This is a genomic window from Paenibacillus sp. BIHB 4019 (genome assembly GCF_002741035.1).
Taxonomy (GTDB): domain Bacteria; phylum Bacillota; class Bacilli; order Paenibacillales; family Paenibacillaceae; genus Pristimantibacillus.
In genome coordinates this window covers 3,243,286-3,259,202 of the sequence record NZ_CP016808.1, presented here as the reverse complement: position 1 = coordinate 3,259,202, position 15,917 = coordinate 3,243,286, and the positions used below count along the sequence as shown (strand labels likewise).

The window sequence follows — 15,917 nt, the reverse complement described above, 5'->3', positions numbered from 1 at the left end:
ATGAATTTCGATACAGCGTTTATATTCGAAGCGATACCCAAGCTGCTGAAGTATTTGCCGATGACGCTGATGCTGGCGGTCGGCTCGATGCTTCTCGCATGTCTTATGGGTATTGTGCTGGCGCTCATCATTAACAATAAAATTTTTATTTTGTCGCCGGTGGCGAAGGTATACATTTCCTTCTTCCGCTCGGTGCCTACCTTAGTTACGCTGTTTATCTTTTATGTGGGAATCCCGCAAATTTTTCCGGAATTCACCTTTATTGATGCGATTACCGCAACGATCATTGCCCTCAGCTTTAAAAATGCCGCCTATTTGGCGGAAGAATTCCGCGGGGCGCTGAATGCAGTCGACAGCGGGCAAATGGAAGCCTGCCTGTCTGTCGGGATGACCAAATGGCAGGGCTTCCGCCGGGTCATTTTGCCGCAAGCGATGCGGGTTGCCGTTCCGAGTCTAGGCAACTATTTGATTATGCTGGTCAAGGAGTCCTCGCTCGCCTTTACAGTTGGTGTGACCGACATTTTTGCGCAAACGAAAATTTTGGCCAGCAACTCCTTCCGTTTTTTGGAGAGCTATATCGCCGTTGCCCTCATTTATTGGGCCGTAACGATCGTGCTGACCATGCTGCAGGGAAAATTGGAAAAGGCAATGAGCAAGCCTTATCGATAGGAGTTCTGTTATGCTAAAAGTGAGCGGGTTAAGCAAGCATTTCGGCGATAACGAGGTGCTGAAGCAAATCAATCTGGAAGTGAAGCGCCGCGAGGTTGTTGCGATTATTGGACCTTCTGGTTCGGGCAAGTCCACGCTGCTTCGCTGCCTCAACCTGCTGGAAACGCCGGATGCCGGCCATATTGAAATCGATGGCTTTGAGGTCGATGCGAGAAGGCTGAAGAAATCGGATGCCTACGCCTTGAGACAAAAATCAGCGATGGTTTTCCAGCATTATAATTTATTCAAAAATAAAACGGCGCTGCAAAACGTCATTGAAGCGCTCATTGTCACCAAAAAGATGAACAAGCCCGATGCCGAAGCACTCGGCCACAAGCTGCTGGATCAAGTAGGGCTGGCAAGCAAGGCGAATAGCTATCCTGCCATGTTGTCCGGCGGACAGCAGCAGCGCGTAGCGATTGCTCGTGCACTGGCCGTTAATCCTGCGGTGATTTTACTCGATGAGCCGACCTCGGCGCTTGACCCTGAGCTTGTAGGGGAAGTGCTGCAGGTCATCCGCTCGATCGTTGATACGGACACAACGATGCTGATTGTGACCCATGAAATGTCCTTCGCCCGAGAAATTGCTGACCGCGTCATCTTTATGGCGGATGGCTCGATTATCGAGGAAGGCGATCCGCAAAGCCTGTTTGGACAACCACAGCAGGAACGGACGAAGAAATTTTTAGGAACGGTCTTTTCCAAAAACTGACGACAGGGGAAGAGGCAAACGATGACTCGCACACATAATTTTAGCGTACAGCTCGATCGACGTCATACCGATTCACAAATGCATACCCTATTTCCAGAAGATGTACTGCCTATGCACCTGGCCGAAACAGATTTCACCACGGCACAGCCCATTATTGATGCGCTCGCTGCACGGGTAGACCATGGCATGTTTGGCTATGTGGCCGAAAGCGAAGGACTGGCGCTTGCTGTCCAGCATTGGATGGCAAGCCGCTTTCAATTTCCTATAGAACCAGCATGGGTCGAGTATTCCCCCTCTGTTGGTTCTTCCCTCGTATTTGCCGTCCAAGCCTTCACTCAGCCTGGCGACCGGGTGTTGATTCAGACGCCTGTCTATCATGCTTTCCACAGCTTGATCGATAATAGCGGACGCATTAAGGCGGAAAATCCGCTCAAGCTGCACAATGGACGTTACGAGATCGACTTTGAGGATTTGGAACGCCAGCTCAGCAACCCGCGTACGAAGCTGATGCTGCTTTGCAATCCGCATAATCCGGTCGGGCGCTGCTGGACAAAGCTTGAGCTGACCAGAATCGCCGAGCTTTGCTTGCGCTACCATGTATTCGTTATCGCAGACGAGGTGCATGCTGATCTGGCTTACGAGGCGTTTACCCATATACCATTGCCATCCATTTCGGAAGAAATCGCTCAGCAATGCATGGTCACCGTCAATCCGAGCAAAACGTTCAACCTCGCAGGCATGCGCGCATCTGCCGCTATCATTCCTAATGAGCGCTGGCGTGAAGCTTTCCGCATTGCCCTCATCAACAACAAAGCGATTGACCGTCCCGTATTCGGCATAGTGGCACTGGAGGCCGCCTATTGGCATGGCGGCTACTATGTAGACCAGCTTGTTGCGTACCTGGAGGAAAATGTGCGGTTTGTAGGGGAATATTTGCGGGAGCATATTCCGCAAATCAAGCTCATTCAGCCGGAAGCCACCTATTTATTATGGCTTGATGCTCGTGAGCTGGGCCTTCCTCCGGAGCAGCTTGCCCCTTATTTTATGCGGGAGGCAAAAATTGCGTTCAGGGATGGCTCCTCCTGCGGCAATGGCGAAGGCTTTCTTCGCATGAGCATCGGCTTCCCGAAAGCGGTTCTGGAACGAGCGCTTAACCAAATGAAGCAAGCCGTTTCCAAGCTAGGGTAACCTCTCGCTTAAGCGGCGGTAATAGGCTGTGCTGCTCGCTTCGCGAACAGCTGCGATGTTTGGCTTTGACAATAGCGGACAGCCGCGCACCATAAGCAAAAAGCCGTCCTGCATGGCAGCCACTAGGCTGCGCAGGACGGTTTTTTGCTTATATCTAGTTCTGTCTTATATCTTTTCTACGCTAATCAGGCGTGCTATCGTGCTCTTGCTATCGTGCGGTCGCAGCTTACAACTTAAAGCTGCCTACTTTGTTTTGCAGCTCGGAAGCAATTTCAGATAGGCCGACTGCCGATGAAGAGATGCCCTCCATCGCATCAAGCTGCTGATTGCCAGCTTGCGTCACTTGGCGGAATGATTGTGACGACTCGTTCGCAATGCCCGAAACCTCATGAATCGACGCCGCTACTTCCTCGGCGCTTGCCGACATTTCCTCGGTTACCGCCGATACATCATGAATTTGCTGGACAATCAGCCTCGTGGATTGTTCAATGCTTGCCAGCGCCTGCCCCGCTTCCTCCGTTATGCGCAGTCCTCCCCGCATATCCTCGGAAACTTTATATTTCATCATATCGTAAGTAGCTGCAACCAGCTTCGTCATCTGGCCAATCGTCTCCAATATTTGATCGGCTGTCGTTTTCGTCTGGTCTGCCAGCTTCTGCACTTCCTGTGCAACGACGGCAAAGCCTTTGCCGTGATCGCCCGCCCGTGAGGCTTCAATGGCCGCATTAAGCGACAAAAGATTCGTCTGCTTGGCAATGCCTGCTATCGCTGTGCTCATCTGCGTCACCTGCGCGCTAAGATCATGCAGCTGCTCAATCTGCGCGGAGGATTGGTCGATCGATTCGCCGATTTTTCTCATTTGAACCGTTACTTCCTGCACTTTATCGCTGCCTTCTGCGACATTCTGCTCGGTCTCTTTTGACGATTGCACAATTTCGGACGATGCTTCAGCAATTCTCGTAATGCCAATCGCCATTTCCTCCATCGTTCTGCGCGTTTCATCCGTCATGCGCGCTTGATTGTCCGCCCCTTGAGCTGCTCCGCCGATCAGTTCCGACACAAGCTCCACCGTCTTCGTATTTTCCGTTGTGCTAGCGCTAAGCTCCTGGCTGGCAGCGGCAAGCTGATTCGACGAATCTGCCACTTCCATTACTATACCGCGCAGCGAATCGACCATCGCGTTGAAATTTCCAGCTAGCTCACCGATTTCATCCCGGCGCTTCGTCTCGACTTTTTCCTGCAAATAACCTTCGCTTACCCGTCTAGCTGCACGGTTCAATTGCTCGATTGGCCTTGTAATCGCCCGGATAATAAAAAATAAGATGACAAAAGCCGCAACCAGCGAAATGACCATGACGAGGAACGAATTAAGCAAAATAGGCAGCGCAGCCTCAGTAAACTCCTCAGTTGGCAGAGCCCCAACCAGTTTTAATCCGGTATCCTTATTCGTTACAAAAAAAGCTTTGCGTTCCACATTGTTAATCGGATCGTTGTAAAAGAGCTCTCCGCTATCTTGCTGCAGTATGGACCGGATGCCTTCATTATCAACAGGTGTGCCCACTTCGATTGTAGGATGTGCTAATATAACGCCCTGCTGATCCATCAAATAAACAAAACCCTCTGAACCAATTTTAACGTTTTGAATTAATTGCCCGATTGCTTCTACGCTCAAAGCAACCGTAACGCCGCCCTGACCATCGGCAAACGTTTGTGATACGGTAATCGTATATTTATTCGTCGTTGCTGATAAGCCCGGCGGGGAAACGATGGCCTCTCCCGGAGCCGCCATAATCGCCTTGTACCATGAGCGCTCCCGCGGATCATAATCCTCCTGCCCCGGATTCGGCGATTTCATCCAGCTGCCATTCGCATTGCCCAGCGTTACAATTTCCACCTCTGGATGGTTTGCCGTAAAATTGTCGATCAGCGCCTGAGTCGTCTCAGCCTTTTCATCTACGGCTTCCGATGAGAGCAAATAAGCTAGCTGCTTCACATTGGCTTTCTCAAGCCCAACGATTTGTTCGATCGCCATATTGAGCGAGGATACGGTGGAAGCCGCTGTTTGACCCATTTTATCTTGAAGCTGAATTTTAGCATTGGTATAAGAAAAGAATGTAGAAACGAGCAGTGAAAAGATCAGCATCAGGGAAATGTAGAGAAGAAGCCTTCCTCTGAGCCTCCTCATATAAAACTTTTGCTTCCATTGCGATTTTTTCTTCATCTCTCTCTTCTCCTTCATGATGTTATTTCCCCAGCTTGTGTTTATTGTATATGTAATATAGTCGACAAACCTCATTTAGAAATTGATAGATTTTTCAATGCAAATGTAACAAATTTTCAACAAAAAAATGAATGTTCCCGTCATAATGCTGCTTAACGATCGAACTGGATGCTAAATCATTCCATTCTAGTGGCGTAATTTCCTTTCTATTCCTTAACACGCAAATAAAATAAAGAAAGAGGAGCAGTATTTGCTCCTCTAGCCATTCCATATTCATCATTTATGTTTGGATCGTTTGCCAAAATGGCAGTGCCGCACACTTGCTGTTATCGCTCATTCCGCACATTAAGGTATACGCTTCTCGTAGCGATGCTTCTCGCCTGTTGGATCGGTAATGACAATCGTCATATCCCATATATCGCCGACCGCAGGCACCGGGGCCTTCGACAAATACGTATATTTGTCAAAGCCTTCATAGCCGTAAGGATCAGGCCCCCCTTTATTAAACGCAAAAGGAATGTCCTGCACCTCTCCCTGCCCGCTATTACCTTTCGCCTGTACTTCTATTTGGGTTGGAGCGCCCATGCCGGTCGGCAGCCACACGTCAAGCTGATAAGCCTGCTCCTCAGGCTTAATTCGCATGGACATATGGGCTTTATCGCCCATCACATGCCAGTAGACGGGTTCAGCATAGGCGGGCTGCTCTGGCGGTGCGGTGGAAGACAGCATGCCAGCCACGATAAAAGCGGCAAGCGCCAGCAGCGCTTCTATACGCACCGCCTGAATAAATGGATGAGCGTAGTTGTTGTCTGCTGCTCCTTTTCCCATCCCTGCTGCCAAACGCGGCATTAGGGCAAAACGATGATAGGCGCCAATGCCGATAACGGCAACCAGCAGCAGCGTTTTGAGCAGAACCAAGCGGCCATAACTGCTGCTTGCAAGCTCCGTCCAAACGTTAAGCCGCTGCAAGGACAAGATGATGCCTGTAGCTGCCAGCAAAATAATAATCGGCAGCGCAGCCCGCGAAAATCGCTTGATCATCTCATGCAGCGCCTGCTGCTGTTCCTCGACACTCGGAAAACTAGCCTTCAAGGTGGCGCTAATAATAGCCATCAGACCACCAAACCAAATCGCTGCCGTCCAAATATGCACAATATGCGACAATACCGCTGCCGAAAACAACGGGGAAGCATTGGCATGGCCTGTTAATGGGTAAAGCACCGTCAGCAGCAGGGCCATGAGCCATTTCAGCGGCGCTACCCAGCGTTCATCGCGCTGCGGCGCATAAGCCAGCAGCAGCATAAGCGCCGCCAACGCAGGCCGCAGCCATGCTGCGCGTCCCACCATTGTCGCGGATAAAATCTTTTGGTACAACGTGCTGCCGCTTCCCATATCGAATGCGCTTAGCTGCTCCGCCAACAGCCATACGTGGAAAAACCCTGTGGCGCCAAGCGCTATTGCCGCACCGATTAATAAGAGGCGCTCGCTTCGCTTGCTAAGCAGCTTTGGAAGCGCTGATTCGTCAGCGCGTGACCAAAGCACATATCTGGCATATAAAAAAGCGACCATGGAAGCTGCTGCAATGACCTCAATAATTCGCAGCAGCGTGTAAATAACCGTCCGCCAATCGGTCTGATGCTCGGCATCATGGTTGCCCGAATGGCCGATCATATTGCCGTCCGCATCCATTTCCATGTCAGAATCGGCTCCATGTTCGCCAGACATGGAATGCCCATGTGACGCATCCGCTGCTTGCGCCGTCTCGCCAGAGGCTGAATCGCCTTCCGTCACAGCAGGCGAATCGGTTGCAGTGATAGACGGATCAACACCCGTTGCAGCTTGCTGCTCGCCATTAGCCGGTAAAACATCATCACCGTTTGCCGAGTCTCCATCGTTATTTTTAACAGAGCCTGCTACCTCTTCACTTCCTGCGGATGCTTCGCTGCCCCCGGCTCCAGCCGAGCTGTTTTGTCCCCCCAGCCCCGTTGACGAGCTATTGCCGCCAGCTGCGCTGCCGGTACCTACTTGGCCAGAGATGGCTGAACCTTCAGCTGCTCCGGCCCCTGAATTCGCTTCGCTTCCAGCTGCTCCGCCGTTTCCTGCGCTAGCACTTGATGACGAATTCGTCGAGCTGCCGCCGCCATTCGTCTTGCCTCCTGACGCTCCGGTTCCGGCAGAAGAGCCTCCGCCTTTTACCGTTCCATCCGCGGCGTTGCTGCCTCCTGAGGAACTGCCGCTACCCGCTGTTCCGCCAGATGCCGTGTCTCCCCCACTGCTGCCGTTAGCGGCACCGCCGCCCTGTGAGCTGCCGCCTTTACCTCCTGTGGCGCTGTTGCCACTGCTGGAGCTTCCGCTGCCAGGCTGTCCGGCTGCTCCGGGTGAAGCATCGTTGCCCTTTCCAGAGCTCCCACTTCCGGCACCACTCGGCGAGGCTGATGCGCTTGGCTTCGCCGTTGCGGCTGGTGACGGCGAAGCATTGCTTGCGCCTCCATCGAGCGAGATCGTATCGCTCGGCTTCGTCGACGCAAGCGGCACGCCGACCGCAAAGCGGAACGAACCGTCCGTGACATGTGTGTCCACGGACAGCACCTGCCATTTCACCTTATAAATACCGGGCGACAGCTTCGGAATCGTATACACGAGCCATCTATCCTTCTCCGCAGACAGCTTGCCTTTAATCGCATTGCCAGCCTCATCCTCCAGTACAATCCGGCTTAAATCCGGATCAAACTCTTCCGTATACTGGATGCGAATCGATGAAGGCGATTCGCTTAGCTCGGCATCTTGGAGCGGAGTCGAACGCTCCATATTCGCATGCGCGTCCGCAAGGGCCGGGCTGCACAACATAAACAGCAGCAGCGCCGCCAGCGCTAGCAGGTTTATTTTAAACTTATGAGGAATCATTCGCCTCTCCTTCCTTCTCATGCAAACAGAGCCGCCTAATAATGGCGACCCCGCTATGCGTGAGCAGTGCTGCGCGTTTTGGGCAGCTGCTTTCATTTGATGTTCCATGGCGGGCAGACCACTGGGGCTTGCTGCCGCTTAAAGCCTTCTATTTTTTCGTATAAATCAGCACAGCTGAACGGGTGTCGCCAACTGCTGGCAAAAACTCGACAACCGCTCCCGCTTTCTCTGCTGTTTGACGCAAGGAAGCGGGATTTTTGCTGCTGTAGCTTGGATCAATATACTGTTTAAGGAAATCAGCGCTGGCGTTCGTTGAGCCTTTTACAACGGTCAGGCTGTCGCTGGATACGAGCTTGCCATCGACGTAGACATAAGGAATAGGGCTGACTTTGCCTGCCGGCAGCTTAACGCCTGCATTTTGCACCGTGTAGGTCATCGTTGCCGTATAATTGACCTTCGTATATTCACCCTCTTTGCTCTCATCCGTAGATGTCGAAGCACGCAGCAAGTAATAGTCGGCTGCTCCCGTTTTATAAGTCACTATGCCATTCTCATCCGTTGTCAGTGTCTGCCCTTCGGAGTTGCTGCGGCGAATGAGCGACACTTCGGCATCCGCTACCGGCTTGCCTTTCAGCAGCATTTGCACCTTTACTTCCTGCCCTGGCAGGGCAGCTGCCGGATTGAACTGCGGAACGAATTCCGCACGGTCAAGGCTCACCGGATTTGCAAAACCTTTCAGCGCGCTGACCCGCGCAATAAGAGGAAGATCGCTGATCGCGACGAACGATTTCGCGCTGCGCATCGAGCGGCTGAGCGAGGTCGTGCTCACGCTGTCCGATTCGCCCGTCACGATATAGGCTCCAGGAGATGCGGCCGAGAAGGAAGCGACAAAACCATTGTTTACGGCTGGCTCCGTCTCTGTAGCTGCTTCACCTGTGTAAAAACGCGTCGACGTAATGTCAGTCTTCACGCCTGCCGGAGAAGTCACATAAACCTTGGAGCTGTCTACGCCCCATTGTCCGGTAATGCGATAGCTCTTGTGATCGTTTGAGTGGTTGCCAAAAAGCAAATCCACGTACGCAACCTCACCCTGTGCAATAATCGGCGCATTCGTCTGCGTCCAGCCGTCATGGGCGAACGCGGTCGCCGATACGCTGAATGTTAGTACTGCGGCAAGCGCTGCGGCTGCCAGTTTCTTTTTCCAAATGATCATTAAAATAGCCCCCTGAGCATCGATATTGGATAACTAAATCCTATTATATCGGCCTGCCCTCAGGGAAAGAATGACTACAAAGGGCTATTCTGCATCAGCTTTGCGACCAAGCTGTGAACCTTTGATGACCGATCGCTGGCACTGTCACGCATTAGCCCCTCATTAGAGGATTATAAGCGCGTCGCTTGTGCTGAGCTCTAGTCCCGCAGATACCCTTGCTCGAATGCATATTTTGCCAGCTGCACGCGGTTGTCCAGATGGAGCTTCTGCAAAATATTTTTCAGGTGGTTTTTCACGGTATGCTCCGAAATCATCAGCATGCCGGCAATGTCCCGATTGGCCGCCCCCTGCGCCACACAGCGCAAAATGTCCTGTTCACGCGCCGTGAGCGGACTTTCCTCGGCCTGCTGCCTGCCCGCGCCTGCAAGTGCGAACTCCTGCAAAATCCGCTGCGCCAATTCCCTCGACAAAGGCGCTTCGTCCAGCGCAATGGCCTTCAAATATTCGCGCCAGGCGCCGGGATTTAAATTTTTGAGCAAATAGCCCTGCGCCCCCTTCTTAAGCGCCTCGAACAGATGCGTAATATCATCCGATACGGTTATAATCACGATTTTCACATAAGGGTAGCGGGCTTTAATTTCTTTCGTCGCTTCGAGCCCGTCCATCTCCTTCATATTAATATCCATCAAAATCAAGTCCGGCATCAGCTGCTCGGTAAGCACTAACGCCTCAAGCCCGCTGCATCCTTCGCCGACGACCTCAAACAAAGGCTCCGCCTGCAAAATCGCCCGAATGCCCTCGCGTGCATGATGATGGTCATCCACAATCAATATTCGAACCGGCTGGGTCATGCCCCATCCCTCTTTTCTCATTCTGTCTGGCTTTGCGCCACTGCCGCACTTTTCTATTTATATATTGTACACCTTTATTGTCGCTGAAAATAACCCGCTTGAACATGGCTCGAACGGGCTATGCCATGCCTTGTGAAAAAGTTCACAATTCCGACCTTGTTTTCAGGCATCGAATGTTTTATGATAATACCAACAACACATTGTGAATCATTTCACATTAAACATTATGGTTGTGAAAACATTCACATATACTCGAGGAGGCCCTTACTATGAAGGTTACCGTTATTGGATGTACACATGCAGGAACTGCCGCTATTAATCAAATGATCAAGCTCCACCCTGAGGCGGAAATTACCGTTTTCGAGAAAAATGACAACATTTCCTTCCTGTCGTGCGGCATCGCCCTTCATGTCGGAGGCGTCGTCAAAGATCCGACCAAGCTCTTCTATGCTTCGCCTGAGCAGCTTGCCGTAATGGGCGTTCAAACGCATATGCAGCATGAGGTGCTGAACGTCGATACCGATGCAAAAACCGTCACCGTCCGCAATCTGCTGACGAATGAAACGTTTGAAAACAGCTTTGACAAGCTCATCGTGACAACGGGCTCGTGGCCGATTATTCCGAAGCTCGAAGGCATGGAGCTTGAAAATATTCTGTTATGCAAAAACTACAACCACGCCCAAACGATTATCGAAAAAGCGAAATATGCGGACCGCATTGCCGTCATCGGCGCGGGCTATATCGGCATCGAGCTGGTGGAAGCATTTGAGCAGTTGGGTAAACAGGTGACGCTGATTGATAATATGGATCGCATTTTGTACAAATATTTGGATCAGGAATATACCGATGTGATCGAAACGGATCTCGCCGCCCATGGCATCGAGCTTGCGCTTGACCAGACCGTTACGGGCTTCAAGGGTACGAACGGAGCAGTAAAGCAGATTTTGACGACCAAGGGCGAATATGAAGCCGATCTTGTCATTATGTGCATTGGCTTCCGTCCTAATACGGAGCTGCTGAAGGGCCAAGTCGATATGCTGCCGAATGGCGCCATTATCGTCGACGAATATATGCGCACCAGCAAGCCTGATGTGTTCGCTGCCGGAGACAGCTGTGCGGTTATGTACAACCCGACTGGCCAGCATGCGTACATTCCGCTCGCTACGAATGCCGTCCGGATGGGAACGCTTATCGGCAAAAACCTGCTGCAGCCGCGCGTGAAATATTTAGGCACGCAAGGAACGTCGGCCATTAAGCTTTTTGACTACAACATTGCATCGACGGGCTTGACTGAAACAGCTGCACTTGCTGCTGAAATGAATGTGAAAACTGTCACTATCGTTGAAAACTACCGTCCGGAATTTATGCCAACGTTTGAGGAGGTCACGCTGAAATTCGTTTATGAAGCGGATAGCGAGCGTGTCGTCGGCGCACAAATTTTATCGAAGGCTGATCTGACGCAAATGATGAATACGATGTCGGTGTGCATCCAAAACCGCATGACGATTGATGAGATTGGCTTCGTCGACTTCTTCTTCCAGCCGCATTACAATAAGCCGTGGAGCTTGCTTAACCAAGCAGCGCTTCAAGCAGCAGCGCTTGCCCCTGCTGAGCAGGTGGAGACGCAAGCACAAGCACGGACGGCTGTTCCTGATGCAGTAGAGACACAAGCTGCTTCGGTTGCCAAAACGATCTAACAGCTGATGCGCATAAGTAAAATACAGCAAGTTTCAAGGGCTATTCCTAGAACTAAACGTTCTGGGGGCAGCCCTTGTTTTATGCTTTAGGCAGCATACGGATAACAGAAGGATAAGAGTTGGTGATTGTTTTTATCCCTTTTTCCAAACCAGTTTATTATGAATCTTGAAGGGTATGAGAACTAGGAAGATACCCGCTAATACGAATGCAGCTCCATAAATAACAAGCGATTGCGTGTTTAATGGGACATCAATACCTAATTCATTAATAACCATATTTTCACTTCTTGTCTGCAACAGCATTAATGTTATGCCTCGATATCCAATATATAATCCGACGAGACATACAATCATTTTGATATAAAGCCAGGATCTTCTCAGTTGCGCTGATTTAATTTCATCGATGTACAGCCAATAACCAATTACATTGAAAAAAGTAAAGATGACAATCCATTTCCATTTCTTTCGAGTATGATTGACATACAAATTTGTAGTTGCCCAGACGATAAAGAGCAGCCAATATAAAATAAGCAGTCCACAACCTACTAAATAAAATTTATTTGAAAATTTCCATAGCATCACATCAACAGCAACATCTGCATGGCCATTCTTGCCTTGAGCCTGCAATGAATATTTATAGTTGTTCGTAAACCAAATGCCGTTCGGTGAAGAATTTGCAAATTCCCCATAAGAATCGATAGGTGTACCCGCCGGGTATGTATATTCATAAGGATACTCTAGACTTGCTTTGCCAGCAGGAATCCGTTTAAACCCGATTGCCGAAATGCTCGCATTATTTTTCAAAATACCGGCTAGAAGCTCCTCTGACATTTCCTTCTCACTAGTTGCGTATATTTTAACCTCATCAAAAACCCGGTTTACTTTGTTTTGCGAAATATTGTCGTTCCACATGCTATATAGAAGTAAAATAGCGGAGCCTAAAACGCCAAGCAAAACAATGAGCGCTAACAATCTCCTAGCTCTCGTTCGGCGAATCACATCATTTTCGGTTAATTCCTTCTTCAGTTTATCTACATCGCCGAATTTTTCAAAGGCCGTTCGAATACTCTCTTCCAAAGAATGACCCTGGCTTTGCAATTCGCCTATGGACTCCAGTAAGTGGACACGCATTTCTTCCTTAAGCTCTCTCACATGAGCGGTATCCCGTACATTTTGGTAGAGCTCATCAATAAATGCATCAACTTGCTTCATTATTCGACCCCTTCCAAAAAAGTGGAAAGCACTTGATTAATTTCAATCCACTCCTGTTTTTTCTGCCTCAATCGTTCTACGCCTTCGGGAAGAATTTTATAATACTTCCTTCTGCTGCCCCCCGACTCGCTGTCATTCCAATACGATTCAATAAGCCCGTTTTTCTCCATTCTTTTCAAGGACAAATACATCGTTCCTTCTTTTAATTCAAATTGTGATTTATGATGAGCCATCTTAGCCATCTCGTAACCGTACATATCTTTTTCAAACAGCAACGAAAGAATAATAATATCGATATACCCCTTCAAAATCTCTTTCTCAATTGGCAAAAGATGTCACCTCCTAAACTACATTATATATTTATATACATTGCTATGCAAGGTAGTTGGTTAAAATAGCTATACAGTCTGTTAACCCTTTGTGCAACAAGAGAAAAAGCACCCCTTTGCTCTCATAGAGAGAGGACAAGGGGTGCTTCGATTAATCGATTAAGGTTGGTAATACGCTCTAAAGTAAGCTCCTGAGTCGGTTGTGAGGTGGACTGGATCACGGTATTTTTTGAGATAGGTGCCAAAGGTCCAAAAGCGTCTGACGCTATCTTTAGTAAAATAAGTGGAAGTAGCCATCGGAACGGTAGTCAGCCCGTTTTTGTCCAACGTTTCGGGAGCAAGGCGGCTGAATTTGAAAAATCCGTTCCCATTCCCATTGCCAATAGCGCCGTAGAAGGTCATAATATCCATTTTATCCGAATGGGTCTGGATTGTCATTTCCGTGAAGGCCATATAAACACTGTTATCAAGCTTGCCCCACGAAGCGATGGTATCCGCAAAATAGTTCGCATAAACACCCTTCGCTTCCCCCTTGCCCGTCACGGGAACATCAACGAAAATCATTCGGTGAAGCTTAGCCGTAGCCACCTTCTTGGCCTTGATTGGGCTGTCGACCACATCGGCAAAGGAGGTAAACGGCATTCTGCTCCCCTCAACCTTCAAAGTAGCATCCTCGTGTGACAATATCAAATTCAAATCCTTCTGGCTAAGCTTGCTCGGGTCCTCTACTCCAAGATGCGGCATATATCCTGTGTCATAAGCATCTGCTATCGCATCCTTCAGGCTCATTCCCAGCTCCTCCAGCCTAACGAATTTGTAGCGCTTGCTATAGCCATTTACAAAATGGTGGTAATCCAATCCTATGCCAGGAATTCGCAGATAAGGCTCCAAGGTGCTGACATCAATGTGCTGCTCCAGGTCAATCCCCGCGCTAGCAACAGCTTCAGGCTTGTAGGTTCCGTCATTGTTAAAATAGGTTACTCTTTCATATTTGAATTTCGTAATGCTGCTCAGATTGCTGCCGGTTAATCCCACTTCCCGCAGCTCATTTAAAGCCTGATAGCCTTCAGCTTTGGTGCCCTCCACTCGCTTATAGCGGAGCAGACTGGCGGCCAGCTCAGCCTTCGAAACGGGATCAGCCGGCCGGAACGTGCCATCCTGCATCCCTGTAATAATGCCCGTTCCTCGAATAACGGCGATATACGGAATTTGCTTGTCTGCAATGCCGCCCTTATAAGTCTCAGGAGTAGGCAGCAGCGTATGCGCCGTATCCGCCAGTGCTTGCTTGAAGCTTTCGTCGGATGCCGCAAGTCCGCTAGCCATCCATTTCATGATTTCAAAGCGGGTCACCGCCTTGTCAGGCTGGAAGCCTTTGGGGTAGTCATTTTTCGCAATCATTCCAAGGGCAACGAGCTTGCGCACATCGCTGCGGCTGCTGTGCTTGTCCAGGTCCGGAAATACCGATGCGGCATCCGCCATGTCGGGCTTTGGCAATTGGGTAACCCGGCTCAGCATGCTGGCCGCCTCAGCTCGTGTAAGGGCGTTATCCGCTTTAACGGCTGAGCTTGCGGCGAACTCTTGAACAAGCGCTCTCGCTGATACCCCTTGCTCCCCAGGCAAATAAACCAATGACATAAGCAGAATAACCAACCCTGTTACACCGATACGATAATAAAATTTAATAATGATGATTCAACCCTCTCAACTTTATTATGTTATAAAAATAAATAAAAAGCATAACCCCAAAATGATATCTCTCTAGTTCTTTATACCCTTCACATTCATTTCACTCATCCAATTCTACCACTATATAGGTGTTTTTTATAGTTTAAAAGCAGGACAATCTGCAAATGAAAAAACAGTTATTAATCAATGGTTTGTGTTAGTTTATATAACATAAATATGCCGCGAAATAAAAGTGAGCTAGCGAAAAAGACAAGCATTTATACGAAAATGTGCTAAAACCAGTTGGATTTTTGAAGAATCTTTTAAAAATCCGTCATTTCACCCTATTCAAAAATAACTATTGACTTGTAACGTGCTTTTAAATTACTATTCATGTTATAAAACATAACAAACACTTTCGTTTGACTGATCCACCTTAGAAAGGAGATGTTCCCTGTGGGGGTAGCAAATGAACTTGATATTTATATAGCCATTAAAGATGCCATTATTCAGCAAAAGCTGCGCCCTAGCATGCAGCTTGTCGAGGAGGTTATTGCCGAATCGTTCGGCGTCAGCCGCACGCCTGTACGCAATGTGCTGCGCAAGCTGGCAGGCGAGAAGCTTGTGACGGTGATTCCATACAAGGGAACTTTCGTTGCATGTCCTACGGTCGATGAGGCCAAGGAAGTTTTCGAAATGCGCAGAGTCATTGAAGCTTCCAGCGTAAAAAAAGCAAGCGGAAAGCTGACCGCCGATCAGCTCGGACAGTTAAACAAGCTGCTTGATGAAGAGCATCAAGCCCATCACAACGGCGATCCTTTGCTCGCCCTGCGGCTCTCGGGCAACTTCCATCTCAAAATCGCCGAGTTTACAGGCAATAATTATTATTACCGCTATTTGGAGGAGCTTATATCGCTCACCTACGTAATCATCGCCCTATATGGCATGAGCAAGCATATGCATTGCAGCGATCATCGACGGTTAGTGCTTTTAATTGAGCAAGGCGACGCGGTGCAGGCGGAACGTTTGATGATCGAGCATTTAAAGGAAATCGAAGATACGCTCCAGTTCGAAGAAAAGGGAACGGCTCCTCAGTCCTTAAGCGAGGTTTTCCGCTTGGCAAACGGTCATTACGCCAGCGCGAAAAGCTGAGTCGGCAGGCCGATCATTTTTTTTGCACAGGATTGTATCCAATCTTGGATTTCATGTTGGATGGG

The 15,917-nt window shown here is 49.4% G+C and carries 12 protein-coding genes; 5 read left to right on the top strand and 7 right to left on the bottom strand.

The features are described from left to right. Genes BBD42_RS13875 through BBD42_RS13865 form a run of 3 tightly spaced genes read left to right on the top strand, consistent with a single transcriptional unit; the run spans window position 1 to window position 2,608 of the window. A complete protein-coding gene (locus BBD42_RS13875) occupies window positions 1-669 on the top strand; it encodes an amino acid ABC transporter permease (protein ID WP_056037323.1) in 669 nt (222 codons plus the stop codon). 10 nt (window positions 670-679) lie between these two features. After that, complete coding sequence (locus BBD42_RS13870) at window positions 680-1,420, top strand: amino acid ABC transporter ATP-binding protein (RefSeq protein WP_056037326.1); 741 nt, start codon at window positions 680-682, stop codon at window positions 1,418-1,420. Window positions 1,421-1,441: 21 nt separating this feature from the next. Beyond that, window positions 1,442-2,608 carry a MalY/PatB family protein gene (locus BBD42_RS13865; RefSeq protein ID WP_099518621.1) on the top strand — a complete coding sequence of 389 codons (1,167 nt, stop codon included), beginning with the start codon at window positions 1,442-1,444 and terminating at the stop codon, window positions 2,606-2,608. A gap of 226 nt (window positions 2,609-2,834) precedes the next feature. On the opposite strand, the gene BBD42_RS13860 is transcribed toward BBD42_RS13865, so the two are convergent. From BBD42_RS13860 to BBD42_RS13840, 4 genes are all read right to left on the bottom strand, one after another. Beyond that, window positions 2,835-4,829 (bottom strand): methyl-accepting chemotaxis protein, encoded by a 1,995-nt coding sequence (locus tag BBD42_RS13860; protein WP_172455496.1) that lies wholly within the window; start codon window positions 4,827-4,829, stop codon window positions 2,835-2,837. A 345-nt stretch (window positions 4,830-5,174) separates the two neighbouring features. Beyond that, entirely contained in the window at window positions 5,175-7,754 is a 2,580-nt protein-coding gene (locus BBD42_RS13850) for a CopD family protein (RefSeq protein WP_172455495.1), read from the bottom strand. Window positions 7,755-7,881: 127 nt separating this feature from the next. After that, window positions 7,882-8,946: a DUF4198 domain-containing protein gene (locus tag BBD42_RS13845; RefSeq protein ID WP_099518617.1), complete on the bottom strand. Its 1,065-nt coding sequence runs from the start codon at window positions 8,944-8,946 to the stop codon at window positions 7,882-7,884. A 197-nt stretch (window positions 8,947-9,143) separates the two neighbouring features. Next, the gene (locus tag BBD42_RS13840) at window positions 9,144-9,797 is read right to left on the bottom strand and encodes a response regulator (protein WP_099518616.1); all 654 of its coding nucleotides are present in this window, start codon (window positions 9,795-9,797) and stop codon (window positions 9,144-9,146) included. A 269-nt stretch (window positions 9,798-10,066) separates the two neighbouring features. On the opposite strand from BBD42_RS13840, the gene BBD42_RS13835 reads away from it, so the two are divergent. Then, window positions 10,067-11,494, top strand: a complete 1,428-nt coding sequence (locus tag BBD42_RS13835) for an FAD-dependent oxidoreductase (protein WP_099518615.1) — start codon at window positions 10,067-10,069, stop codon at window positions 11,492-11,494. 132 nt (window positions 11,495-11,626) lie between these two features. Here the strand turns inward: BBD42_RS13835 and BBD42_RS13830 are convergent, their stop codons facing one another. The 3 genes from BBD42_RS13830 to BBD42_RS13820 form a co-directional block, all read right to left on the bottom strand. Continuing rightward, window positions 11,627-12,706, bottom strand: a complete 1,080-nt coding sequence (locus BBD42_RS13830; protein WP_099518614.1) for a permease prefix domain 1-containing protein — start codon at window positions 12,704-12,706, stop codon at window positions 11,627-11,629. Then, window positions 12,706-13,035, bottom strand: coding sequence for a PadR family transcriptional regulator (locus BBD42_RS13825; RefSeq protein ID WP_099518613.1), 330 nt, complete (start codon window positions 13,033-13,035; stop codon window positions 12,706-12,708). The genes BBD42_RS13830 and BBD42_RS13825 overlap by 1 nt, the downstream gene beginning before the upstream one ends. 159 nt (window positions 13,036-13,194) lie before the next feature. Beyond that, window positions 13,195-14,670 carry an S-layer homology domain-containing protein gene (locus tag BBD42_RS13820; RefSeq protein ID WP_099521606.1) on the bottom strand — a complete coding sequence of 492 codons (1,476 nt, stop codon included), beginning with the start codon at window positions 14,668-14,670 and terminating at the stop codon, window positions 13,195-13,197. 486 nt (window positions 14,671-15,156) lie between these two features. On the opposite strand from BBD42_RS13820, the gene BBD42_RS13815 reads away from it, so the two are divergent. After that, a complete protein-coding gene (locus tag BBD42_RS13815) occupies window positions 15,157-15,852 on the top strand; it encodes a GntR family transcriptional regulator (protein WP_237163473.1) in 696 nt (231 codons plus the stop codon). Window positions 15,853-15,917: the final 65 nt, after the last annotated feature.

What these genes read in the sequence shown, in the direction of transcription:
- BBD42_RS13865 (WP_099518621.1), top strand. Translation starts at nt 1,442, where the DNA reads ATGACTCGCACACATAATTTTAGCGTACAGCTCGATCGACGTCATACC.
- BBD42_RS13860 (WP_172455496.1), bottom strand. Translation starts at nt 4,829, where the DNA reads ATGAAGAAAAAATCGCAATGGAAGCAAAAGTTTTATATGAGGAGGCTC.
- BBD42_RS13870 (WP_056037326.1), top strand. Translation starts at nt 680, where the DNA reads ATGCTAAAAGTGAGCGGGTTAAGCAAGCATTTCGGCGATAACGAGGTG.
- BBD42_RS13820 (WP_099521606.1), bottom strand. Translation starts at nt 14,670, where the DNA reads ATGTCATTGGTTTATTTGCCTGGGGAGCAAGGGGTATCAGCGAGAGCG.
- BBD42_RS13845 (WP_099518617.1), bottom strand. Translation starts at nt 8,946, where the DNA reads ATGATCATTTGGAAAAAGAAACTGGCAGCCGCAGCGCTTGCCGCAGTA.
- BBD42_RS13875 (WP_056037323.1), top strand. Translation starts at nt 1, where the DNA reads ATGAATTTCGATACAGCGTTTATATTCGAAGCGATACCCAAGCTGCTG.
- BBD42_RS13835 (WP_099518615.1), top strand. Translation starts at nt 10,067, where the DNA reads ATGAAGGTTACCGTTATTGGATGTACACATGCAGGAACTGCCGCTATT.
- BBD42_RS13840 (WP_099518616.1), bottom strand. Translation starts at nt 9,797, where the DNA reads ATGACCCAGCCGGTTCGAATATTGATTGTGGATGACCATCATCATGCA.
- BBD42_RS13830 (WP_099518614.1), bottom strand. Translation starts at nt 12,706, where the DNA reads ATGAAGCAAGTTGATGCATTTATTGATGAGCTCTACCAAAATGTACGG.
- BBD42_RS13850 (WP_172455495.1), bottom strand. Translation starts at nt 7,754, where the DNA reads ATGAGAAGGAAGGAGAGGCGAATGATTCCTCATAAGTTTAAAATAAAC.